We start from the raw sequence: 22,910 nt of genomic DNA, 5'->3' as shown, positions 1-22,910 counted from the left end.
TTATGGTTAAATTCCAAGGCGTATTCTATGGATTATGAAAACAAGTTTGACCATCAAGAACCTCACTATTTTTTAAAAAGAAAAGATATTTTATCTGTTCTAGATGATTTTTCCTTAAATCATATTCGAGATATAGAATATTTGTCCGGTGGTTACAGTAACATAAATGTAAAATTTTCTACTAAAGATAAACAACCTTTAGTATTGAGAATCTCTAACAAAAGCCAACGTCAATTTGAAACTGAAATCGCCATTTTAAAAGCCGTAAAAAATAAAATTATCGTGCCAACCGTATATGATTACAAAATTAATCATTCACTATTGAACAGACATGTTGCTATTTTAGAATTCTTGCCTGGTACTCCCTTAAATACCGTTGAAGCAAGTTTAGCGCCTGAAGATATTAAAATTATAGCTCAGCAATTGGGAAAAATCCTTGCAGAAATACATAAATTTTCTTTCGATAAATCTGGATTTCTTGGGAAAAAATTCAATGTCGTTGATCCCTTTATTAGTTTTCACGAAAGTTGCTACAATTACTTTGAGAATTATTTAGAAAACAAACTTTTGATACAGCGAATTGGAGTAGAAGAATTACAGAGATTAAGATCTTTAATACTAAAAAATGATAGTAAAATTCGTAAGCTAACCAACGTATCATCACTTGTTCATTCTGATTTTAATCAGAAGAATATTTTAGTCGATAAACGAAGTAAAAAATGGGAAATCACTGGCATTTTAGATTGGGAGTTTTCTTTTTCCGGTTCTCCTCTTATTGATTTTGGGAATTTTTTTCGATTTGAAAGAGAAATGCACAAAGATTATAAGCCTGTACTTATCAAATCTTATAGACAGCATGATGGCTGTTTAAAGTTGGATTGGCAACAATCAGCCAAAATTTTAGATTTATTATCATTACTAGAATTCCTTACAAGAAAAGGAAATTATCCAAAAACCTTCACAACGGCTAAAACAGCTATATCTTCGACAATATCTGATCTTCTCTAGAAAATTTGCCTTACAAAAGTCACAGCCTCTTCACCCTAAGTTCATAAAGAATGTTTAATAATTCTCATGAAAGTAGGAAAGATAGTACTGAGACTGACATGATTATCAGAGCCCTATTTACCATAACTATCATAGCCATTAGTTTGTTGGGGTATACGGCTTATCTAGATAGAAATCTCGACGTTATAGAAGCCGCTAAAATTCCCCTCACCATCAAAGCTGTTCCTGTACCTGACCAACAGTTAGCAGTTAGAACAACTGAGTTAAATGAAACTCCCTCTCTCCATTGGCGTGGCGGTATCAAAATTAGTTCCCCCCATAAACGCTTCGGCGGCTTGTCAGGGTTGGAGGTTTCATCAGACGGACGCTCTCTCTTAGCTATTGGAGACAAGGGCCTCTGGTTTACCGGACGCTTGAATTACGATTTAAACGGTAATCTTTTATCCCTCACAAACGGCTTGCTCTCAACAATGAGGGGAACAAAAGGTCAAAACCTGATTCGCAAAAAGGATCGGGATAGTGAATCAATTGCGCTGGCAGATAATGGAGCTGTTTATGTGAGCTTTGAGCGCGATCACCGCATTCTTGAATATTCAGCACCTTTAGCCACAACAACAGGGGCAATCCTTCTTCCGCGTGAATTCACAGATATTGCCTCTAATAACCGTGGTATCGAAGCTCTGGCTTGGCTTGGCGGTGATTGTCTTCTCGCCATTCCCGAACGAACGACAACGTCAAAACAAGAGAAGGTCATAGAAGCCTATCTATGGCATCAACAGAGTTGGGACAAACTTTACCTTGAACCCAATAAAAATTACCTCCCCACGGGATTAAGCAGTACACCGCAGGGTGATTTATTATTACTGGAGAGAGTGTTTTCCTTCTTAGGTGGCTTCAAAACCAGCTTGAGATTCTTTCCTGCATCAGAAATTCAAACTGCGTTATCCATGCCAGACTATGTAATGCGGGGAGATATACTCGCAACATTCGAAGGAGCACAGTCTATCGACAATATGGAAGGGATTAGTAGTCGGGTCGGAACAAATGGCGAAACCCTCATCTATCTCTTATCAGATGACAATCTCAGCTTTGCGCAGGATACGTTATTATTAATGTTCGAATTGCAAAAACAAAGAAAGCCCGCTGGCCAAAGCACAGCGGGCTGTTCTAAGAATAAGACTGCTTATTCAGCAGCTTTGGAAACCAAAGCTTTCTGAACGCGCTTCTTCATATCCCGAGCTTTTTTACCCAGTTTATCAGATGGTGTTGACAGCAAGAATGCGTCAAGACCGCCGCGCTTTTCGATGGTGCGGATAGCTGCAGTGGAAAGACGGAATTGAACAGTCTGACCAAGAGCATCGCTCAACATCGAAGTCTTTTGAAGATTTGGCAGGAAGCGACGCCGTGTTCTATTCTTAGCGTGGCTCACATTGTTGCCAGTCTGTACCTCTTTGCCGGTAAAGTCACAACGGCGTGCCATGGTTTTAATCCCGTAAACTCGATGAAAATAAAAATTTAATGCCGATACGTCGGCTCGGCGCGAGTTTTAGGACACAGTCGCCTTAGGGTCAAGACAAAACCACGATTCATTGAAAGATTCGTCACGAATCTGTTAAAACCACTCGTTTACAGCGTTTTATTAGTTCGCCTCAGGCTTTAAGAAAAATATTGAGCAGCTTTCGAGCGGCTGTAGCGGGCGCAATCTTACCTGAAATCACATCGGATTCCACCTTTTCAAGTGCCTTATCAATCTCTGGTTTATCCTTAAACGCGAAAACCAGGGATTCTTTAATCTCACTCCACATCCATGAAACAGCCTGTTTCACCCGCTTGTCAGGTATCTCGTTACTTTCCCAAAGCTTGGTTCGGAACTCTTCTATCGCAGACCAAATTTCGGCAATACCTTCATCATGCAAGGCAGAACACTTCTTAACCCTAGGCTTCCAATTCGGGCTGGAAGGACGCATCAGCCCCAAAGCCGCATGGTATTCTGCTGCGGCACGATTTGCTGCCGGCGCAAGATCCCCATCAGCTTTGTTGACCACAACCATGTCAGCCAGTTCCATAATACCCTTCTTAATGCCTTGCAGTTCATCACCGCCACTGGGTAGCAACAAAAGCAAAAACATATCAACCATTTCAGAAACAGCCGTTTCGGATTGTCCAACGCCCACAGTTTCAACAAGAATGACATCAAAACCCGCGGCTTCACACAACAGCATTGCTTCCCGGGTTCGCCGCGCAACCCCGCCAAGTGTTGCCCCGGCTGGAGAAGGACGAATAAAAGCTGTCTGTTGCCGGGACAGAATCTCCATTCGGGTCTTATCCCCGAGGATAGAGCCCCCCGTCCGCTGTGAAGACGGATCAATGGCCAAAACGGCAACGCGAAACCCTTTATTTATTAAATGCATGCCAAAAGATTCAATAAAGGTCGATTTACCAACGCCTGGAACACCAGAAATACCAATTCGAATGGACTTCCCGCTCAGGGGTAAGATTTGCTCCAACAAAAGATCGGCATCTTCCCTATGATCAGCCCGAGTTGATTCAATAAGGGTGATTGCCTGTGCCAAAGCCCGACGCTGTCCATCAGCAATACCCGCAACCAATTTCGCAATCTTATCGCTATCTTTCGCCATAACGTCGTTTTACCTACACTATCTCACCAACCACATCATCTTGCCCTGCTACCTTTTCAACCTCGGCAACCTTCTGAGCAACTTCCAACTGACGGCGCCACATTTCTGCATAATGACCTTCTTTTTCAAGTAATTCGCTATGTGTCCCACGTTCTTCAATCCGGCCTTGCTCAAGGACAATAATTTCATCGGCATCAACTACCGTAGAAAGGCGGTGGGCAATTACCAATGTTGTCCTATCTTTGGACACGTCATTCAGACTCGCCTGAATTTCCTGTTCCGTGCGGCTGTCCAATGCAGATGTTGCTTCGTCAAACAACATGATTGCCGGATTTTTAAGGACTGTTCTGGCAATGGCAACGCGTTGCTTTTCACCTCCTGATAGTTTCAACCCGCGCTCTCCGACGATGGAATCATACCCATCCGGCAATGACAGAACAAAATCATGAATTTTGGCAAGCTTCGCAGCGGCTTCAACCTCTTCCCGCGTAGCATCAGGTCGCCCATAGGCGATGTTGTAGAGAATTGTGTCGTTAAATAACACGGTGTCTTGCGGAACAATCCCGATAGCCTGACGAAGAGATCCTTGTTTGACTTTAGCTATATTCTGTCCATCAATCAGAACTTCACCAGCATCCAGATCGTAAAAGCGGAAAAGCAGGCGACTGATAGTTGATTTACCCGCACCGCTAGATCCTACGATTGCCAGTTTTTTACCCGCAGGAACGGTAAAGCTAACGCCCTTTAAAATAGGTCGTCGTTCGTCATACCCAAACTGGCAATCTTTGAATTGAATTTCTGCACCACTGACAATCAGGTCTTTCGCATCCAGCTCATCCTTTATCTCAAGGTCTTTGTGGAGCAGTTCGAACATGGTATGCATATCAATAAGCGCCTGACGAATTTCCCGATAAACAAATCCCAGAAAATTAAGTGGCATTGCGAGCTGTAACAAGTAGGCATTGACCATAACAAAGTCACCAACTGTCATCGCACCATTTGCAACACCATAAGCAGACATGATCATCATCAGGCTGGCCCCGAGTGAAATAACACCGGATTGGACAATATTCAGACTGGAAAGACTTGTTCGGCTGCGAATAGCCGCTTTTTCATAAGCCGCCAGACCGCGATCATAACGCTTGGTTTCATGCTCTTCATTACCAAAATACTTAACTGTTTCAAAGTTTAAGAGACTATCAACAGCTTTGGTATTAGCATCATTATCAGCCGCGTTCATATCCCGACGCAAAGTAATGCGCCATTCAGTAATGCGGAGCGTCAGGAAGATATAAGCCAGAATTGTCACAAGCGGGACAACTGCAAAACGCCAGTCGAACAAAAACCAGAGTAGAATACAGACAACCGTGATTTCAATAAGCGTCGGGATAACATTGAACATCAAGAAGGTGAGCATAAACTCGATCCCCTTGGTTCCCCGATCAATCGCGCGGGTAACCCCCCCCGTTCTTCGTTCGATATGGAACCGCAAGGAAAGTGAATGCAAATGCCGGAAGGTAACCAGGGCCACACTGCGGATCGCATTCTGCACAACCTTGGCAAACAAACCTTCACGAATGTTATCAAAAGCAATCGCCCCAATCCGGGCCATCCCGTAGGCAACTAAAAGACCAAGCGGAACAACAATCAACGTTGGGTCATCGATACTCAACGCATCGACCGCACCTCTTAGAATATAAGGTACAGACACATTTGTAAGCTTTGCAAAAATCAGAAGCCCAAAACAAAAGATAATTCGCGCCTTAAGATCAAAGCGGCCCACAGGCCAAAAATATGGCAGCAGTGTTTTTAGGGTATCCAGTTGGCTGTTCTCACCATCTGGCTGAGGAACATCTTCACGCATCCGGCGCATGTATCATCACTCCATACGACCAATGGAACGTGCAAGCAAGACATAGAGCTTTCCAACATCTGCAGTCATAAAGGTCGCAGAAAGGACGTCTTCACTATCACATTCACGGGCCTGAGACATCAGGTTATCAAACTGATCCAGATAGCGATTCACCTGATTTCTGAAGGTCTGATTCGTCTCAAAATAACGTTTAACTTCACGTGTATCGTAAAGATCTTTTTTCTTTAGAATGGACCGTGCAAAAATCGAACGGTCCCCCTTGTGATATCGTTTCCAATATTCTTCAGGCAAGTCCTCGTCCAAAATTTTATTCAGATCGATGGCCGAAGAGTTGAGATCATCAATAAGAAGTGTCGCCCCACGCAAGAAAGCATCCCGCTTGTTCGCCGAACGATCTTCCCGTAATTTCAAAGCCTGACGTGTCGCTTCTTCCGAAGCATGCGCCAAATCGCGGGCCTGCTGTCCAAAAGCATCCGCAAGCGAAGAAACCTTTCCATGCAATTCTGTGACTTTATTACTGTCCCGAGAAAACGTCTCACTCAGCTTTTCTGCACTTTTAAGGGCGCCGTCCGCAGATCCTTTCAAACTAGATGCAGCTTTTTCGGCGCGAACACCAATATCCTCAACCTGCTTCAGGGATTCTTCTGCCAAGATCGCAAGCTTCTCTCTTTGCTGATCAACATGGTCCTTCAAGGTATCTGCTGTTTGACGAGATTCGTCTGATGCCTTGCTCAATGCTTCGGTACGCGCATCCAGCGACGTACGAACATCTTCCAAAAGAGTACTGAAATCATCGGAAAGTGTTTTGAAAGCATCCAGTTCTTCGTGCACACCATGGCGGAGGTCTTGCACGGCCTGATTAGCAGCACTTGATCCATCAGCAAGCGCCAGTGTCTGAAGCTGGAATACCTTGGCCACTTCAGTGGTGTGGCGCACAGCCTTATCAGCGGCAAGCTCCATAAGCCTTGTCTGGTCCTTAAGCGCCTTGGATGTCTCTTCAACATTCTCCTGTGCACTTTTACTTACCAGTCCGATCTCACGGGTATGTTCGCTCAAGCCCCCCATCACAACGTCCGCTAAATCACTAAGTCGTTCAGATGATTCCTCCAAACTCGCAATTCCCGGACGTATTTTCTCTGCCGCCGCGACCAAGGTATCTTGCGCCTGTGCCGTTGCCTCCGTCAGTCGAGAAGCTTCTTCTCGACCAGCAAGAGAGACGGCTTCCCCTAAATCTCTTGTTACCTGTGTCAGGTTATCAGCAACTTCCTTGCCGCTCTTATCAAGTTCACCCGCCTGTACCCTAAAGCGTTCGTTCATTTCGCCAGCACGTAAAGCAACGTCCGCGAAAAGCTCTCGAACTTCTTCTGCATCTTTGCGCATTGCATCAGACAACGAGACAGCTTTGTAACCTATTTCAGCAACCAGTTGTTCCATCGCCTGATTTTCACCGGACAGTCTTTCACCAAGTTCCGATACTTTGGCTCCAGCACCCTCGAGTAGTTGCTCAACATCCCCGATACGATCTTTGATCAAGCCTTTGAATTTTTCGCCCTCAGCATCAATCGTATCCTGAACATGTCTTAAGGTTTCAAGATCTTGTTTGAGGCTTTCGCGCATGGTTTCGCTACAAACTTCCGCTGTCGTACCAGCCGCAGCCATATCCTCAGCCTGTTGCTTTAACATTTCGCTGGCATCTTCGGTTCGGCCAATTGTGCGCTCCACAGCTTCGTCCAGAACATCGACAGAATCACGCAAGGTTTTGCTGATTGTCTCGGCCATAACTTCGCTACGAACACCAGAACTTTCCAAGGCAGTTACCTGCTCCTTAACTGCTTCCCGCGCGTTTTCCAGGCTGGAATGAATTGAATTGTGGACATCTTCAAGTGAACTCTGCTGCGTGACCAGTGTCTCCTGAATTTGTTCTGTTTGTGAAGAAGCCCGAATCGCAACGCCCGTAAGCTGCTTTGTTTGTTCTTTAAACGCGTTAATCAGGCCAGTCAGACGCTTTTCAACTTCACCCGAGGCACTATTAAGGCTCTCAGCCTGTTCTTGCAGTTGGCGCGTGATATCTTTGACCCGGGTATTCTCTTCTGCATCCGGATAGGTGAGTTTATCCAACTTCGCCAAAAGTTTACGGGTTTCATTGGAAAGCGCGGCACCTCTGAGAATAAAAAGCAGTATGGCCCACAACAGAACGAGCGGCAATGTGATACCAGCAAGTACTTGCCCCTGTTCCTGGGGCACCATGCTTTCTATCACATCCAGACCAACCTGGTTCTTAAAATACTGGTAGCAAACCCACAGCCACGCCCCTGATGTTGCCACCCCGAACAGCGCCAAAGCCTTTGTGATCCAGGTATGACCTGACATCCCCTCACTCCCTGTTTAATCACGATTTACGATCGCCTGAGAGAGATAATACGGCAGGAAAGTCCTATAGTCCAAGAAAGACCATTAAGATCAGGGCCTTCTTGGACATTTTTTTATCAATTAGCTTCTTTTATTCAATAAGCCGATGATTTCCTGTGCTGCCAAGGGGATATTGCTTCCCGGCCCATACACAGCAGAAACACCCGCTTGTTTCAGGGCATCATAATCCTGCGCAGGGATAACGCCGCCACAAATAACAAGAATATCATCTGCTTTTTGGCGTTTCAGTTCGGCGATCAATTGCGGTACCAGTGTCTTGTGACCAGCGGCCTGTGTCGAAATACCAATAACATGAACGTCATTTTCAACTGCCTGTTGCGCCCCTTCTTCCGGTGTTTGGAAAAGAGGACCGACATCAACATCAAAACCAATATCGGCAAAGGCCGTCGCAATGACTTTTGCGCCGCGATCATGCCCGTCTTGTCCCAACTTCACGACAAGCATTCTGGGGCGACGACCTTCCTGTTCAGCAAAAGCATCAACTTCACCCTGAATACGCGCGAAATCATCATCGCCCTCATATGCAGATCCATACACGCCAGAAATACTCCTATTTACAGCACGATGACGACCATACACCTTTTCCAGTGCATCTGAAATTTCTCCCACCGTGGCCCTCAACCGTGTTGCCTGAACAGCAAGATCAAGCAGATTACCAGAACCATCTTCGGCAGCCTTCGTCAAAGCATCAAGAGCTTCATCGCAGGCTTTGCTATCTCGCGTTTTACGGATCTCATTCAAGCGTTCGATCTGCTGTTCCCGAACCGCCGTATTATCAATATCAAGAATCTCGATATCATCTTCTTTTTCAAGACGATACTTATTAACGCCAACAACCGTCTCTTCACCACGGTCGATACGCGCCTGCTTCTTCGCTGCAGACTCCTCGATCCGAAGTTTAGGCATCCCGGATTCAACCGCCTTGGTCATTCCGCCTATTTCTTCAACTTCGTCGATAATTTTACGGGCTTCTTCAATCAGGCTTGCGGTCAGGCTCTCGACATAATAACTACCGGCAAGCGGATCGACGACCTTGGTGATGCCTGCTTCTTCCTGCAAGATCAGCTGTGTATTACGTGCGATCCGCGCGGAAAAATCCGTTGGCAATGCCACTGCCTCGTCCAAAGCATTGGTATGAAGTGATTGCGTTCCTCCCAAAGCAGCAGCCATGGCTTCCACTGTTGTCCGGATAACGTTATTATAAGGGTCCTGTTCGGTTAAAGAGACACCCGAGGTTTGACAGTGTGTCCGAAGCATCAAGGATTTAACATCCTTGGGATCGAACATCTTTTTCATATAGTGCGACCACAAAAAACGTGCCGCCCGAAGCTTGGAAGCTTCCATAAAAAAATTCATGCCAATCGCAAAGAAAAAACTAAGCCGTGGCGCAAAAGCATCCACATCCAGGCCTTTTGACATCGCGGTACGTACATATTCCAAGCCATCCGCAATCGTAAAGGCAAGCTCTTGTACGCAAGTAGATCCTGCTTCCTGCATATGGTAGCCGGAAATAGAAATCGAATTAAAGCGCGGCATATTCTTGGCCGTGTAGCCAATAATGTCGGACACAATACGCATAGAAGGCGTCGGAGGGAAAATATAGGTGTTTCGCACCATAAATTCTTTGAGAACATCATTCTGAATTGTCCCCGAAAGCTGATCTGGCTTAACGCCCTGTTCCTCAGCGGCAACAATATAGCCCGCAAGCACGGGCAAAACAGCGCCATTCATTGTCATGGAAACCGACATTTTGTCCAGGGGAATGCCATCAAAAAGGATTTTCATATCCTCGACAGAATCAATCGCAACACCCGCTTTACCGACATCGCCAACGACGCGAGGGTGATCAGAGTCATACCCTCTGTGGGTTGCTAAATCGAAAGCGACAGAAAGGCCCTTTTGCCCTGCGGCAAGATTCCGCTGGTAAAAAGCATTGGACTCTTCAGCAGTCGAAAACCCGGCATACTGACGCACAGTCCATGGGCGTGCTGCATACATACTGCCACGAGGGCCACGTAAAAATGGCGCAAAGCCCGGCATTGTCCCCATGATATCGAGATCTTCAATATCTTCTTCCGTATAGATCGGTTTGACAACAATACCTTCGGGAGTTTCCCAATTCAGGCTATCGCTTTTCTTTCCACGAAGTTCTTTTTCAACAAGCCCCTCCCAGTCCGCGATTGTTTTTTTGGGAAAATCAGACATTCAACGTCCCTCCTAGCTTTCAGGATCTCGCCCCGGCTTTTATTATTATCGTTGCTCTCATCATTGAATATCTATCCTAGTGACAGATATTTCTAAAACGGATTTTTATTGCAGCGCAATATAACCTGCTTTTACACAACAAGTCTATGCCCTGAGAAAAGCCTAATAAAGCAGAGCCAATCCAGCAAAATTGCAGATGTGAAGTTTTTTACAAAGAATCTGCGACAGAAATCATGCCTTGTAACGTTATACTTCTACCAAGATGCATTGCGGAGGATGATCCCGAGGAATGAAGAAGATGCATAACGGCCCAATCTACCGAACACCCCCGACAGAGTCATTTGATTTAACTAGGCTGGAACAGCGGTGCTTCTAATAAGCGCCCCCCCAAAATAGACTAGGGCTAAAGCTGGAATGAAAATCACAAAGACCCTAAACTCTATAGAATTTTATCTTACCACTTAAATATAGGCATGGCAGCGACTGGATACTGTTCATAACGGTTACAAAGACCAGCAAGCTTCAACATATCAGTTGGAGAACTTAGACCATTGAGGTCATCAGAATGAATTCCGCCCGCAATAAACAAGCCATGAATACCTGCTGCATTTGCCCCTGTAATATCTGTGCGTAGGGAATCACCCACAGCAAGCACCCGTGATCCATCTTCTATCCCAACGAGTTTCATGCATTCCTTATAGATATCCTGATAAGGTTTCCCATGATATTGCACTTCACCGCCCATATCCTCGTAATGATGAGCCACAGCACCAGCACACAATTCACGCTTCCCCCCTCTAATAACTTCCAAGTCAGGGTTAGCACACACCATTGGCAGTTTCTTCTCAAGCGCAGGCTTTAACAAGTAATCGTATCGTTCGACCTTATCTTCCGGATCCCAAATTCCGGTCAACATAATGAAATCGGCGCTCTCAATATTATCAACAAAAGTAAAATCTAGACCTTCTTTCATCCCAAGATCTCTCTCGGGGCCGATCAGATAAGCATTTTGTCCAAGCTTCTGATAAAAAGGCAAGGTCCGTTCTTTCAGATTTCGCCAGGTAACTTCACCTGATGAGAGAACAGCATCAGCAAGCTCCCGGGCAATACCCAGCTCTTCATTCCGAGCAGCCACCGACTCAGCGCGCCGGGGAGCATTGGACAGAATAACAACCCTTTTTCCGGCCTCTCTCAGTTTTTGCAGTGCATTCACAGCATCAGGAAAAGCCTCTAGGCCATCATGCATCACGCCCCAGAGATCAATAACAAACCCATCATAATCATCAATGATTTCGGAAACCCCTGATAAAAGCGGGATCGTGCGAGGTGTGGCTGACATAGAACGTTCCTGCAAGATATCTGTTTTAAAATAATGAAGGTTCTTGTGCCACAGGCACCATGACTTGCAAAGCATTAGTCACAGCTTCAACAAGGTACTTTTGCTTATTACAAAATTTTCAGATGCAAACGCCTCCATTCTGATTGGATTACCTCTATGGCTTTGCAGGTCTGGGCTCCCCAAAAAGATATCCCTGTCCATAGGCAACATCCTGATCAAGAACTTGTACAAGAGCATCTTCAGTTTCAATTTTTTCAACAACCAATTCAATAGGAAGACTGCGCAGGTCGTTTAAAAATTTCTTGGTTTTGCCTCTATCCTCGGAAAAGAGCCAACTTTCCAGTTTGAGGAAACGCACACGTCCCGCGGCCAGTGCCTTTAAGTCCATATCCAGCGTCCGCATACGATCAAGTGACAAACGACAGCCATGCCCCACCAGGCGCTCTAAACTCAACAACTCGCTGGCTTTTAAGTTCAAGAACTCGTCTTGCGCAACTTCAATAATCAAATGCGGTGCAATTTCAATGTTCCCTCGCACGAAATCAACGAAATCATCAAAGAAATCATGATCCTTTAATGTGTGAGACGATAAGTTGACAAAGAAAGAAACATCTTCACCCGAACGAATAATTTTTCGAATGATCTGCACACAACGGAACAAAAGCATATTATCGATGGCAGTGATTAGCCCTGCCCGTGTTGCGATAGAAACGTACTGCCCAGGCTCAATCATCTGTCCGTGAGAGGTTCTCAGGCGCGAGAAACACTCATAGAACTTTCTTTTCCGCTGAGGCAACGCCACAACTGGCTGTAGAAACATATCAATCCGGTCATCGCGCAATGATCGTCTTACAATGGATAAAACTTCCGTTTCACTTAAATCGCTTAAAACAGAAACCTGTTCTTTTGTAACCTTTGCTTTTTGTCCTGCACGCAAAGCGCGCTCATTCCTGAAATCATCCAGAAAATCGCTTTTCACAACCTGCTGCTTTTGCCGAACGACCTCTTTCTTTTCCGGTTCATCAAACTGAGAGCTTTCTTCGTCGTCAAACAGCCCAAGAAACGGGTCTGTTAATCTAGGCATAAGCGTTTTGAGTAGGTTTACCTCGGACAAGGCATCATTAATGATGTTTTGCTCTTCACTTAATTTGCTTGATTGACCTGCCGCCTCAAAAGCTTCGGCCATTCCCTTTATCTCTCGACGTGTCCAAGAAATTCGGTCTCGCAAAACGGCTTGGTTATGATGAAGCGTTTCAAGCTTTGCTATTGTATCTTCATCATTTGCCCGACGCGTAGTTATTTCATGCAAGACCACACCGGCCAGAAAAATCCATAAACCGAGCAACATAGCGCCGCCTGTATGCAAATCAGGAATATAGTTTGGTCCAAAGAGAACTGCAATAAGCGCGAGGCCGCAGTATATTGTGATAAAGAATAAGTGGTGTAGCAGAGGCATAAATTTTGTTTCGACTAAAGATAACGAATAAGATAATCAATGACACAAGGTTCTTGAGAGAGACTTAACAAAGCACTCATAATCTGACAGATTTCAAATATCTTTTCCAACTATATAGATGGTCTATCTGACATGACGGTTAAAATCCTGCACAATTCTCGCTGTAGCAAATCTCGTGAAACCCTTAAAATAATTGAAGAGCAAGGGCACGACGTCACAATCATTGAGTACCTAAAAGGATCAATCACAGAAGTCCAACTAATGGATATTTTAAAACAACTAGACCTAAATCCTCGTGATCTACTGAGAAAAGGTGAAGAAATTTATAAAGAGCTCAGTCTTTCAAATACGAACTTAAGCAACGAAGAACTTATCAAAACCATGATAAAGCATCCGATACTTATCGAACGTCCAATTGTGACAAGTCCGAAGGGTGCCAGAATTGGCAGACCCCCAGAATCTGTATTGGATATACTATAGATATAGAAGATTTATCTGTGGTCTGCGCCAACGGCTTCGGCGACAGAGCTAAAACCATCTTGCTGGAGTAAAACAACCAACTCTTTAAGGATCTGAGGGATAAGAGGTGGCCCGTCATAGATCAGCGCAGAGTACAACTGTACCAATGAAGCACCCGCTCTTATTTTTGCATAAGCCTGTCTGCCACTGGCAACTCCACCAACGCCGATCAAAGGAATTTTGCCTCCTGTTAATCGATACATATCCCTCAAAACTTCTGTAGATGCATCAAACAGCGGTGCGCCACTCAGACCACCGATCTCTGCACGATGTTCGCTTTTGAGGCTTTCAGGGCGCTCGATTGTTGTGTTTGTCACTGTTAAACCATCCAAGGAAAGATCTAACGCAACTGCAGCGATGTCTTGTTTATCTTCCTCGGTTAGATCCGGTGCAATCTTCAAAACAAGTGGGGGAGCATTGTCACCAAGTGTAACCGCCAAGACTTCTTGCACCCCAGAAATTAAAACTTCAAGCTCTTCTCGTCCCTGTAATGCACGTAATCCCGGCGTATTCGGTGAGGATACATTAATCACCATATAATCGGCATAAGACGCAAGTTTGCGGGCACCCTTTTGATAATCCTCAAGAGCAACTTCTGTGTTTTTATTTTTCCCGAGATTCACACCAAGTAATCCGGAAAGTTTTTTCTGCCGCAGCTTTGCCAACCTCTTTTCAGCCGCATCCATTCCACCGTTATTAAATCCCATACGATTTATAACAGCTTGGTCCTCAGACAGGCGAAATACTCTGGGTTTAGGGTTACCCGGTTGGGCCAATGGTGTAATGGAACCAACTTCAGTAAAGCCCAATCCCTGATCAAGTATTGCTTTAACAGCATCAACATTTTTATCAAAGCCCGCAGCCAAACCCAGAGGATTTGAGAACTCAAGCCCCCAGAGATTGGTTTTAAGAATTGGATCAACAATAGGTTTTTGAGATGGCACAAGACCATGCTTCAGACACCACAAGGTAAAATTATGCGCCCTTTCTGGCGACAGAAGCCGAATACAAGGACCAATGATATTAAAGCTGTTCACAAAATTCTCCTGCGATCGTATCTAGCTTGCGACGCGAGGGAAGTAGCATAGCTACCTCGAAGCCGCCACCCTAGATACTGTCATAAAGCCTTATACTGCCATTGATAATGAATTCATCACCACAGTAGGATTATTCGGACAACCAGCTGGGGAAATCATGTGCCCCCTCATCAGTAAGGTTTAACGTTGCGGTTCTAGTAACAGCAGTTAATGACAAATCGCCATATAAATGAGGAAAGAGCACCCCACCTCGGGAAGGTTCCCACTTCAAGGTTTCACCTAGTAGTGTTGAATCAACTTCCAGCAAAACAAGGCCATCCTGACCAGCCCGATGTTTCGCCACGGAACCATGAACCTGGCCGCGCCCGGAAAAATGAATAAAACCATCTGCTTTATCTTGTGAAGATCCAGAATACCTTCCCAACTCTTGTGCCTCGTCCCATTCCTCAAGCTTACAGACGTGATATATATATCGTTCAGTCATGACACTATCTTCTCAATCCAATCATTTAATTGCGAATAGCATTGCATTTTGCAAAAACAATTCACACCAAATGCCGCAAAATGCAACATCTCAAATATGATAACAACTTATAATTTCATTCTACTCAAGCTTAAACCCGCAGTTTACAAAGGATTCTAATCAATCTTAAGTCGCATCAATCCGCAGAAAAACTATCAAAAGAACTCGCAACCCGCAGAAACCCTTAGTTTCCACGAGACATCCTCAGAATTACATTTAAAAAGCTTCATCATTAATATTTTTATTCCGATTTGAATCAATAGGTTAGAACAAAGTAAATTTCAAAATCGCAATAACAAAACAAACTGGCACGCTCCCTGCAATACATCTTATCAGGAAGTCTATTGCGAGCTAGACAACCTAGTATAAAGGAGAAAACCATGGCTTACCAAAACATGACAGCGAGCACCATCGGCAGTAGAGCACTGGCAACTGCTCTAGACGCCGTATCAGCCATGGGACAATCAAATCAGTCAATGATTTCGACTTCTCCAAAAACAGCGATTTTCAATGTAGGATCGCCACAAAACGACTTAGGCGAAGAAAATATTCGGCAACTCTTCGTTTCTATGATTGAGGCAGAACAGTAACCCCCTCACGTTCTCAATCATCTAAGTCGCTAAGGACTGTCTTTAGCCTGTATAAGACAGCCTAATGGCGGGAAGGTAACTTCCCGCCATTTCTTTTTTCCAACATTTAAATAACAACATCAACAAGGCAGAAAATAGATATACCCTAACGGTATATGCTGCCAATCCTCGTCATAAAATTTCGCTTGGCGAAACAGCTTTCCATTCACCTGGCTGTAAATTTCCAAGCATCAGATTACCAATTGATTCACGGACCAATCGTAATGTCGGAAAGCCAACTGCAGCTGTCATTCGTCTAACCTGACGATTTTTGCCTTCAGTCAAAGAAATACGTATCCAGGCGGTCGGTATATTCTTTCGCTCTCGAATAGGCGGTGTTCTGGGCGGTAGCTTTGGTTCAAATTTCAATAACTCCACCTGACAGGGCTTTGTTTTATACCCTTTAATTAGCACACCACTTCTTAATTGCGACAAAGCCTCTTCGTTCGGGGTATTTTCCACCTGTACAAGATAGCTGCGTGGATGACCATTTTTGGGATGAATCAGGCGGTCAATAAAGGGGCCATCGTTACTTAAGAACAACAAGCCTTCACTGTCTCTATCTAAACGTCCCGCAGCATAAACACCACGTGGCAAATCAACTTCCCGAAGTGTTCGCTGCCCCGCTTCACCTGTAAACTGGCTCAGAACATCGTATGGCTTGTACAAAGCAATATACATGGGAGTTGGCTGATCAAAAGTAGATCGAGAGGAGTTAGGTTTGAGATTTTCATTCTTTTTAACACGCGCCCCTCCTCTCCCTTTTTTCTCCATGGAAGATTTACAAGGCGCTCTCTTGCCAGAACGTATGTTTACTTTCTTTTGAGCCATAATGAATATCTACTGTAACAAATGCTTACAGTCACGTTTCAATTAAGCGACGCCCAAATCAAAACCAATGAGTGTCAAATATAAGTTTTTGATCCTATTCTTTGCAAAATTGAGGTATAATTCCCATAGAGTACTGGAGTCACGTTGCATAACAACAACTAAACAGGTGACCGTACAATGCTTAAACATGAAGATATATGGCGAGCCATCGATAGCTTAGCCGCACAAAATTCGCTATCGCCATCTGGTCTGGCACGAAAAGCTGGCTTGGATCCGACAACTTTCAATAAAAGCAAACGTATAACTCAAAAGAATAAACAACGATGGCCCAGTACAGAATCTATCGCAAAAATTCTTGCCGCAACCGATTCAACACTGGCTGAATTTGTTAATCTCGTGGGCGAAGAGAGCGCGGGATTATTAGCCAAAAAGATTCCAGTTCAGGATTTACTTCAAGCCTCTTCAATAGGGCAGTTTGACCATAACGGTCATCCAGTAGGAGAAACATGGGACGAGGCTCTTTTCGCCCGTGTAGATGATATAAATGCTTTTGGCCTGGAAATTACGGGTAATAGTTATCAACCTGTTTACAATAACGGTGACCTATTGATCGTTTCTCCAAACGCAGACCTAAGACGGGGTGATCGAATTGCGCTTATGACGATTAATCATGAAATCTTGATCAAAGAACTTGTCAGAAACAGTCCGTTGAAGGCAGAACTAAAGGGCCTGGCTGCCTCACACCAGAACACAACGATCATGACGCAAGATATTATCTGGATTGCACGCATTCTTTGGGCAAGTCAATAAAATTGATTGCGCCAAACGATTTTAAACACCTGTATTTAACCAAACAACAATCGTAATTTTTACCTTTTTTAAAGGCTTTAGCGTCATATTATAGTAACGAGCGATGTCCTTATTTATCGCTTAAAGCGTAAAAATTAACACAATTTAGAGGCACGCAGTATGGCTAAACTGGACATGGATGGTCCCCATAAACTGGATGAGAAAATTATTCTCAAAGAAATAATCCAACCAATGCCCGGTTCCTTTGCACTTGGACATCTTGGCTCGGACCGAAGTTTTGAAGTCCTGTATGTAGGCTATGCCGAAAAAACTGTTCAGGAAACGTTGCTTCACTGCCTCAAAAAACGCGTCGGACAAGGCGGGTTAATGGACAAGTTAACTGGCAAGAACCAGATCAACGCCTTCAAATACAGCTATGCGAACTCGCTAGAAGCCTGCTTTCAAAAAACCTGTAAAAATTTCCATGACTTCGGCGGAGCTAAAAAATTAAATAACAAAGATCATCCCAAACCACCAAAGGGATCTGATTGGGTTTGCAACAAATGTACAGAAGAATTAACCGCTAACTTTAAAGTTAAAGCGGGATAGCACCCAAAGCCGCATTTTTCTGGAAGCAAACTTATTTGAGACAAAAAAGCCCGGATCAAAATCCGGGCTTTCTAGTTTGTGCTTTAAAAAGTTTATACTGACAGATCTTCTCCAGCCAAAGCTCGCTCAACCAACTTGATACTCTCACCCAAACCATAAAGCGCAAAGAATGTTCCCATCCGAGGACCTTGGGATTGACCAAGCAAGACTTCGTATAAACACTTGAACCAATCGCGCAGATTATCGAACTCGTATTTTTTACCAATGGTATAAACTTCGGTCTGAATATCCTCTGCACTTGTTCCCGCTGGCAGCCCCTTCAAGACAGATAGAAGATCTTCCAGCGCCTTGACTTCTTTACCTTCTGGTCCGCGATACTGAAGCTTTGGTTTAACAAAATCCTGATAATAGCGAACGGCGAAACCTACCAGCTTATCAAGGAAAGGCGTACTTTCAGGCGAAGCTTCCGGCGCGTATTGCTTGATAAAGCCCCACAGGCGATCTGCATCATTCGCATTACAAACACTTGCAAGATTCAACAAAATGCCAAACGAAAGTGATGTCTGCTCAGAAGGCACGTTCCCTGTGTGGATATGCCAAGCAGGGTTTTCAAAAAGCTTGCTTTCATCCTGCTCCCCGACTTTTCCTTTAAAAGTGATGTAGTCATCGACAGTCCGGGGGATTACATCAAAGTAAAGCTTCTTAGCGGTCCTTGGCTTGTTATACATAAACAAAGCCAAGCTTTCTTGTGGCGCATATGTCAGCCACTCTTCCATGGAAAGGCCGTTGCCTTTTGATTTAGAGATTTTTTGCCCCTGCTCATCCAGGAAAAGCTCGTAGGTAAAAGTCTCAGGTCCTTTGTATCCCAGAACTTTCTGGATCTTCTTACCCAACTTGACCGAATCAATCAGATCTTTACCTGACATTTCATAATCAACATCCAGCGCATATTGACGCATTGCCCAGTCTGGTTTCCACTGAAGTTTGCAATGTCCACCCGTTACAGGAACCTCTACCAGATTCCCATCTTCATCACGGAAAGAAATTGTTCCTGCATCCACATTGGTTTCTTCAACAGGCACCTGAAGTACTTTCCCTGTCTTAGGGCAAATCGGCATGAAAGGACTGTAAGTCGCTTGACGCTCCTTACCCAGTGTCGGCAACATCACATCCATGATCTTGCCGTAGTTGGCTAGGATTTCCAATAAGGCCTTATCGAATTGGCCTGACTTATATATCTCTGTGGCGGACAGGAAATCATACTGGAAACCAAAGCTGTCCAGGAACTGTCTCAGACGTGCATTATTATGATGTCCAAGGCTTTCATGCTCCTCAAAAGGATCTGGCACCTTTGATAGGGGTTGCCCTATGTTTGCAGCCAGCATCTCTTTGTTTGGTAAATTATCCGGTACTTTGCGGAACCCGTCGAGATCGTCAGAGAAACAGAAAAGTTTGGTTGGAATATCGCATAGCTGCTCAAAAGCATTACGCACCATTGTCGTACGGGCGACTTCACCAAAAGTGCCGATGTGCGGCAACCCTGATGGGCCATAGCCTGTCTGGAACAGCACGTACCCCTTCTCGGGCGTCTTCCCACCGATACGAGCCAATACTTTGCGCGCTTCTTCAAACGGCCATGCTTTTGCCTGCATAGCGAGTTCCTGGTGGTTAGACATGGTTTCAATCCCTCAAGGGTGTAATGTTAATTCAATGAAAGTTAATTCTGACTCTATGCAACAACAGATCAGTGATGGGGAAATTAGGCGCAGGAAAGCCCGACGTCAACTATAGTCGTTTGACTTAATTTTTACTCAAAGCATGAAGATCGCCGACACGAACGATGAAACAACAACCAGCAAGGGTTAAGTCATGCAATCATAAAAGCCATAACAGAGCCTGATATTTCATAAATCACAACAAATGTTCGCCGCTTGTTCTTTTTCAATAGCCATTATTGGCCCCCGCTTTTATAAGAAGACTACGAAAGCCCTCTGGAGCCAACGAAATTCGTCTGACAAAATTTAGGTAGAGCATAAGGCCATAAAAGACAAAAAACCAAATCCAAAAGACGAGATATAACACCAAAACCATGACGTTCAAGATATGACACAGGAAACCCCAACAGCAAAACAGACCACGATCAGCCAAGCTGACGCGATTATGATGCCCAAGGCCCCCTTGCTGCTGTCCGGATTACGTTTTTCTGTCTGGATCAGTCCCGATGGTGAAGTCGAAAGACTACCCAACAGTGAGGCTGCACGCCGTGTTACTCTTGAACCACCAATGGTTTGTCATGCAAAATCTACAGCACAAAGACTGGGAATAGACCCTTTCCCAGCCTATGACGTTCTTGAACTAATCGCCTTTGTCCGCCCCGCAGCAGCTTGCACACCCACACCACGGGGTCTCGCCGCCTTTATTGCCGCACCGGAACCCACATCAATCGAAGCCGCAGCAATACTTCTTCACCAAACATCCGAACTTCTTTTACGTGAACAGGCGTCCAAAGGCAGACAATACGATCCTTATGCTGCGGATATCGCCAGAACGATGATGATGGCTGGTTGGCTTTGGGGTCCAGCAATTCTATCCGCGATGCACGAAGAAGATTTACATTCACCTGCCTTAAAACCTGGTCGTGGGGTCCGTGTCTGGGAGCGTCTTGAAGAATGGAGCGACCATGCCCCGGAAGATCCGCCGAGACACCAATCAGTTAAACCAGAAGAGGCAAGACGTCGTCTCTCTGAACTGCTCGGCGAAGATGCAGAAGTCCGCCCTCAACAGGTCGATTATTCCGCTGCTGTTTCCGGTGCTTTTGCACCAAGAGACGTTTCCGGCGAACCAAACATTGTCCTGGCTGAAGCCGGAACTGGTGTTGGGAAAACTTTGGGGTACATTGCACCAGCGAGTCTTTGGTCAGAAAAAAATGGCGCACCCATTTGGATATCCACCTTTACCCGAAATCTGCAAACTCAAATAGACAGCGAACTGAACAGACTTTTCCCGGAACGACGCGAGAAATCAAAACGCGTGGTTATCCGTAAAGGTCGCGAAAACTATCTTTGTCTTCTGAATCTCGAAGAAGCCTCTCAAGCTTTGATGACCAAACCGCATGATGCCATCGCCATCGGTCTCATGGTCAGGTGGGCATCACGCAGCAGAAATGGTGATATGGTCGGGGGCGATTTTCCCGGCTGGTTGGCTGATTTAGTTGGGAAAAACAGAACCCTAGGCCTTACAGATCGACGGGGGGAATGCATCTATTCAGGCTGTCCTCACTACAGCCGCTGTTATATCGAGCGCAATATTCGCAAAGCCAAACGGGCAAATATCGTTGTCGCCAACCACGCCCTTGTCATGATTCAAGCTGCCATGGGCGGCGGGCGGGATGAAGGTTCCCTCCCCAGCCATTATGTTTTCGACGAAGGCCATCATCTGTTTGATGCTGCAGACAGTGCTTTTTCTGCTCACCTGACAGCGCAGGAGAGCCAAGAACTGCGCCGTTGGATTTCCGGTGTGGAAACGGGATCAACCCGTTCTGCAAGTAGGGCTCGCGGCCTAAAAAAGCGACTGGAAGATTTAATCGCTACAGATGACAGGACCCGTGATCTGGTCAACGAAACCGTGCAAGCTGCAAGACATCTGACGGGTGACGGCTGGGTAAACCGTATGGAAGATAATCTTCCTACTGGCCCGATGGAGACGTTTCTTTGCCGTCTAAGAGAACAGGTTTATGCCCGTACAGACCATGAAAACTCTCCCTATAGCCTGGAAGCCGAGACCAAACCAACCATTCCCGGCCTTATCGAATCTTCGATTGAACTGCGCTCTGCCCTCGAAGAACTTTTGGAGCCAATTAAAAACCTGCGACGTCGCCTTGAACAGCGTCTTGATAATGAATCAGACGAGTTAGACAGCGACACCCGCCGAAGAATCGAAGCCGCCTGTAAAAGCCTGGAACAGCGTGGCAGCAATCAGGTTCAAGCATGGATCGCCATGCTCAGTGCATTGGAAGAAGAGATTCCAGAAGACTTCACCGATTGGCTTTCTGTCGAACGTGCTGGCGGAAAAGATCTCGACGTCGGCCTACACAGACACTGGATTGATCCGACAAAACCGCTGGCAAATACGTTACTATCTCAGGCCCACGGCACTGTCATAACATCGGCAACCCTGACCGAGGGAAGCGGAAATGAAGAAGGCGATTGGATTGGCGCAGAACGACGTAGTGGTGCGTCCTTCGTTCCCGGCATACCGACGAGAGCCCGATTTAAATCCCCCTATGATTATATAAATCAGACCCGTGTCTTTATCGTCAACGATGTTCGCAAAGACGATATGGATCAAGTTTCTGCCGCATATCGTGAATTATTTCTGGCCTCACAAGGTGGTGCACTCGGGCTTTTCACCGCCATATCCCGCCTCAAAGCCGTTCATCAAAAAATGGGCCCGGAACTCGATCGCGCAGGCTTGACGCTCTATAGCCAACACGTCGATAACCTAGACACATCAACACTCATCGATATTTTCAGAGCAGAAAGAAATTCATCACTGCTCGGAACAGATGCTGTTCGTGATGGTGTAGATGTGCCCGGCGATTCGCTGCGCCTGATTGTGTTTGATCGCGTTCCTTGGCCACGACCAACCATTCAACACCGTGCCCGTAAAGAGCACTTTGGCGGCAATAGGTACAATGACAGTCAGACAAGATTAAAACTAAAACAGGCATATGGGCGCCTCATCAGGCGTGAAAATGATCGTGGCATATTCGTCCTTTTGGATCCCATGATGCCAACAAGACTCCAAAATGCCTTTCCTGAAGGTGTATCAATACAAAAGATCGGATTGGCAGACACAGTTTCCCAAGTTAGAGAATTCTTTACAACACCCCCAAAATAACCTGAAAACATACTATCTTCGTTGGTAAAAATAGAGACGAAGTACTTCATTTTATTTCAAAGTAGAAATTTCTACTTTTTTTGCTTGCAAAAGCAAAAGAGGAAGAATAAACCTCACTCCGGAT

At 45.2% G+C, this 22,910-nt stretch carries 18 protein-coding genes; 7 read left to right on the top strand and 11 right to left on the bottom strand.

Annotation, left to right across the window (positions count from 1 at the left end; genetic code table 11):
- Positions 1 to 27: 27 nt before the first annotated feature.
- Together WH96_RS17395 and WH96_RS17390 are read left to right on the top strand one after the other, a co-directional pair.
- The gene (locus tag WH96_RS17395; RefSeq protein WP_047765505.1) at positions 28 to 1,008 is read left to right on the top strand and encodes a phosphotransferase family protein; all 981 of its coding nucleotides are present in this window, start codon (positions 28 to 30) and stop codon (positions 1,006 to 1,008) included.
- 98 nt (positions 1,009 to 1,106) lie between these two features.
- Positions 1,107 to 2,225: an esterase-like activity of phytase family protein gene (locus tag WH96_RS17390; RefSeq protein ID WP_047765504.1), complete on the top strand. Its 1,119-nt coding sequence runs from the start codon at positions 1,107 to 1,109 to the stop codon at positions 2,223 to 2,225.
- Here WH96_RS17390 and rpmB read toward each other — a convergent pair.
- The 7 genes from rpmB to WH96_RS21540 form a co-directional block, all read right to left on the bottom strand.
- Positions 2,192 to 2,488: a 50S ribosomal protein L28 gene (rpmB, locus tag WH96_RS17385; protein ID WP_047765503.1), complete on the bottom strand. Its 297-nt coding sequence runs from the start codon at positions 2,486 to 2,488 to the stop codon at positions 2,192 to 2,194. The two genes, WH96_RS17390 and rpmB, sit on opposite strands and share 34 nt — an antisense overlap.
- 169 nt (positions 2,489 to 2,657) lie before the next feature.
- Positions 2,658 to 3,647, bottom strand: coding sequence for a methylmalonyl Co-A mutase-associated GTPase MeaB (meaB, locus tag WH96_RS17380; protein WP_047765502.1), 990 nt, complete (start codon positions 3,645 to 3,647; stop codon positions 2,658 to 2,660).
- A 13-nt stretch (positions 3,648 to 3,660) separates the two neighbouring features.
- Positions 3,661 to 5,520, bottom strand: a complete 1,860-nt coding sequence (locus tag WH96_RS17375; protein ID WP_047765501.1) for an ABCB family ABC transporter ATP-binding protein/permease — start codon at positions 5,518 to 5,520, stop codon at positions 3,661 to 3,663.
- Between the two features lie 6 nt (positions 5,521 to 5,526).
- Positions 5,527 to 7,890, bottom strand: coding sequence for a coiled-coil domain-containing protein (locus tag WH96_RS17370; protein WP_047765500.1), 2,364 nt, complete (start codon positions 7,888 to 7,890; stop codon positions 5,527 to 5,529).
- 120 nt (positions 7,891 to 8,010) lie between these two features.
- Positions 8,011 to 10,155, bottom strand: coding sequence for a methylmalonyl-CoA mutase (gene scpA, locus WH96_RS17365; RefSeq protein WP_047765499.1), 2,145 nt, complete (start codon positions 10,153 to 10,155; stop codon positions 8,011 to 8,013).
- 454 nt (positions 10,156 to 10,609) lie between these two features.
- Positions 10,610 to 11,494 carry a TIGR01459 family HAD-type hydrolase gene (locus WH96_RS17360; protein WP_047765498.1) on the bottom strand — a complete coding sequence of 295 codons (885 nt, stop codon included), beginning with the start codon at positions 11,492 to 11,494 and terminating at the stop codon, positions 10,610 to 10,612.
- Positions 11,495 to 11,648: 154 nt separating this feature from the next.
- Positions 11,649 to 12,950, bottom strand: coding sequence for an EAL domain-containing protein (locus WH96_RS21540; protein WP_053006098.1), 1,302 nt, complete (start codon positions 12,948 to 12,950; stop codon positions 11,649 to 11,651).
- Between the two features lie 132 nt (positions 12,951 to 13,082).
- Here WH96_RS21540 and arsC point away from each other — a divergent pair, with 132 nt between their 5' ends.
- Positions 13,083 to 13,430, top strand: a complete 348-nt coding sequence (gene arsC / locus WH96_RS17350) for an arsenate reductase (glutaredoxin) (protein WP_047765497.1) — start codon at positions 13,083 to 13,085, stop codon at positions 13,428 to 13,430.
- 11 nt (positions 13,431 to 13,441) lie between these two features.
- Here the strand turns inward: arsC and WH96_RS17345 are convergent, their stop codons facing one another.
- Both WH96_RS17345 and WH96_RS17340 read right to left on the bottom strand, forming a co-directional pair.
- Positions 13,442 to 14,506, bottom strand: coding sequence for a quinone-dependent dihydroorotate dehydrogenase (locus WH96_RS17345; protein WP_047765496.1), 1,065 nt, complete (start codon positions 14,504 to 14,506; stop codon positions 13,442 to 13,444).
- A 130-nt stretch (positions 14,507 to 14,636) separates the two neighbouring features.
- On the bottom strand, positions 14,637 to 14,990 hold the full coding sequence (locus WH96_RS17340; RefSeq protein ID WP_047765495.1) for a DUF952 domain-containing protein: 354 nt from the start codon (positions 14,988 to 14,990) through the stop codon (positions 14,637 to 14,639).
- A gap of 419 nt (positions 14,991 to 15,409) precedes the next feature.
- Here WH96_RS17340 and WH96_RS17335 point away from each other — a divergent pair, with 419 nt between their 5' ends.
- A complete protein-coding gene (locus WH96_RS17335; RefSeq protein ID WP_047765494.1) occupies positions 15,410 to 15,619 on the top strand; it encodes a hypothetical protein in 210 nt (69 codons plus the stop codon).
- A 171-nt stretch (positions 15,620 to 15,790) separates the two neighbouring features.
- Here the strand turns inward: WH96_RS17335 and WH96_RS17330 are convergent, their stop codons facing one another.
- On the bottom strand, positions 15,791 to 16,339 hold the full coding sequence (locus WH96_RS17330) for a pseudouridine synthase (RefSeq protein ID WP_047765545.1): 549 nt from the start codon (positions 16,337 to 16,339) through the stop codon (positions 15,791 to 15,793).
- A gap of 327 nt (positions 16,340 to 16,666) precedes the next feature.
- Between WH96_RS17330 and WH96_RS17325 the strand changes: the two genes are divergently transcribed.
- Positions 16,667 to 17,299 (top strand): S24 family peptidase, encoded by a 633-nt coding sequence (locus WH96_RS17325; RefSeq protein ID WP_047765493.1) that lies wholly within the window; start codon positions 16,667 to 16,669, stop codon positions 17,297 to 17,299.
- A 159-nt stretch (positions 17,300 to 17,458) separates the two neighbouring features.
- The gene (locus WH96_RS17320) at positions 17,459 to 17,887 is read left to right on the top strand and encodes a hypothetical protein (RefSeq protein ID WP_047765492.1); all 429 of its coding nucleotides are present in this window, start codon (positions 17,459 to 17,461) and stop codon (positions 17,885 to 17,887) included.
- Positions 17,888 to 17,979: 92 nt separating this feature from the next.
- Here WH96_RS17320 and WH96_RS17315 read toward each other — a convergent pair whose 3' ends face one another.
- Positions 17,980 to 19,563 (bottom strand): lysine--tRNA ligase, encoded by a 1,584-nt coding sequence (locus tag WH96_RS17315; RefSeq protein WP_047765491.1) that lies wholly within the window; start codon positions 19,561 to 19,563, stop codon positions 17,980 to 17,982.
- Between the two features lie 427 nt (positions 19,564 to 19,990).
- Between WH96_RS17315 and WH96_RS17310 the strand changes: the two genes are divergently transcribed.
- On the top strand, positions 19,991 to 22,786 hold the full coding sequence (locus WH96_RS17310; RefSeq protein WP_053006096.1) for an ATP-dependent DNA helicase: 2,796 nt from the start codon (positions 19,991 to 19,993) through the stop codon (positions 22,784 to 22,786).
- Positions 22,787 to 22,910 lie beyond the last annotated feature (124 nt).

The organism is Kiloniella spongiae (assembly GCF_001026905.1).
In the GTDB taxonomy this organism is placed as follows: Bacteria; Pseudomonadota; Alphaproteobacteria; order Kiloniellales; family Kiloniellaceae; genus Kiloniella; species Kiloniella spongiae.
Note: the sequence above shows the minus strand (reverse complement) of the source record. Positions and strands in the feature narration are given on the sequence as shown.

Coding starts and splice junctions, on each gene's coding strand:
- WH96_RS17310 (WP_053006096.1), top strand. CDS start 19,991: ATGACACAGGAAACCCCAACAGCAAAACAGACCACGATCAGCCAAGCT.
- WH96_RS17360 (WP_047765498.1), bottom strand. CDS start 11,494: ATGTCAGCCACACCTCGCACGATCCCGCTTTTATCAGGGGTTTCCGAA.
- WH96_RS17395 (WP_047765505.1), top strand. CDS start 28: ATGGATTATGAAAACAAGTTTGACCATCAAGAACCTCACTATTTTTTA.
- WH96_RS17335 (WP_047765494.1), top strand. CDS start 15,410: ATGGCTTACCAAAACATGACAGCGAGCACCATCGGCAGTAGAGCACTG.
- rpmB (WP_047765503.1), bottom strand. CDS start 2,488: ATGGCACGCCGTTGTGACTTTACCGGCAAAGAGGTACAGACTGGCAAC.
- WH96_RS17325 (WP_047765493.1), top strand. CDS start 16,667: ATGCTTAAACATGAAGATATATGGCGAGCCATCGATAGCTTAGCCGCA.
- arsC (WP_047765497.1), top strand. CDS start 13,083: ATGACGGTTAAAATCCTGCACAATTCTCGCTGTAGCAAATCTCGTGAA.
- scpA (WP_047765499.1), bottom strand. CDS start 10,155: ATGTCTGATTTTCCCAAAAAAACAATCGCGGACTGGGAGGGGCTTGTT.
- WH96_RS17320 (WP_047765492.1), top strand. CDS start 17,459: ATGGCTAAACTGGACATGGATGGTCCCCATAAACTGGATGAGAAAATT.
- WH96_RS21540 (WP_053006098.1), bottom strand. CDS start 12,950: ATGCCTCTGCTACACCACTTATTCTTTATCACAATATACTGCGGCCTC.
- WH96_RS17315 (WP_047765491.1), bottom strand. CDS start 19,563: ATGTCTAACCACCAGGAACTCGCTATGCAGGCAAAAGCATGGCCGTTT.
- WH96_RS17375 (WP_047765501.1), bottom strand. CDS start 5,520: ATGCGCCGGATGCGTGAAGATGTTCCTCAGCCAGATGGTGAGAACAGC.
- WH96_RS17390 (WP_047765504.1), top strand. CDS start 1,107: ATGATTATCAGAGCCCTATTTACCATAACTATCATAGCCATTAGTTTG.
- WH96_RS17330 (WP_047765545.1), bottom strand. CDS start 16,339: ATGTATATTGCTTTGTACAAGCCATACGATGTTCTGAGCCAGTTTACA.
- meaB (WP_047765502.1), bottom strand. CDS start 3,647: ATGGCGAAAGATAGCGATAAGATTGCGAAATTGGTTGCGGGTATTGCT.
- WH96_RS17370 (WP_047765500.1), bottom strand. CDS start 7,890: ATGTCAGGTCATACCTGGATCACAAAGGCTTTGGCGCTGTTCGGGGTG.
- WH96_RS17340 (WP_047765495.1), bottom strand. CDS start 14,990: ATGACTGAACGATATATATATCACGTCTGTAAGCTTGAGGAATGGGAC.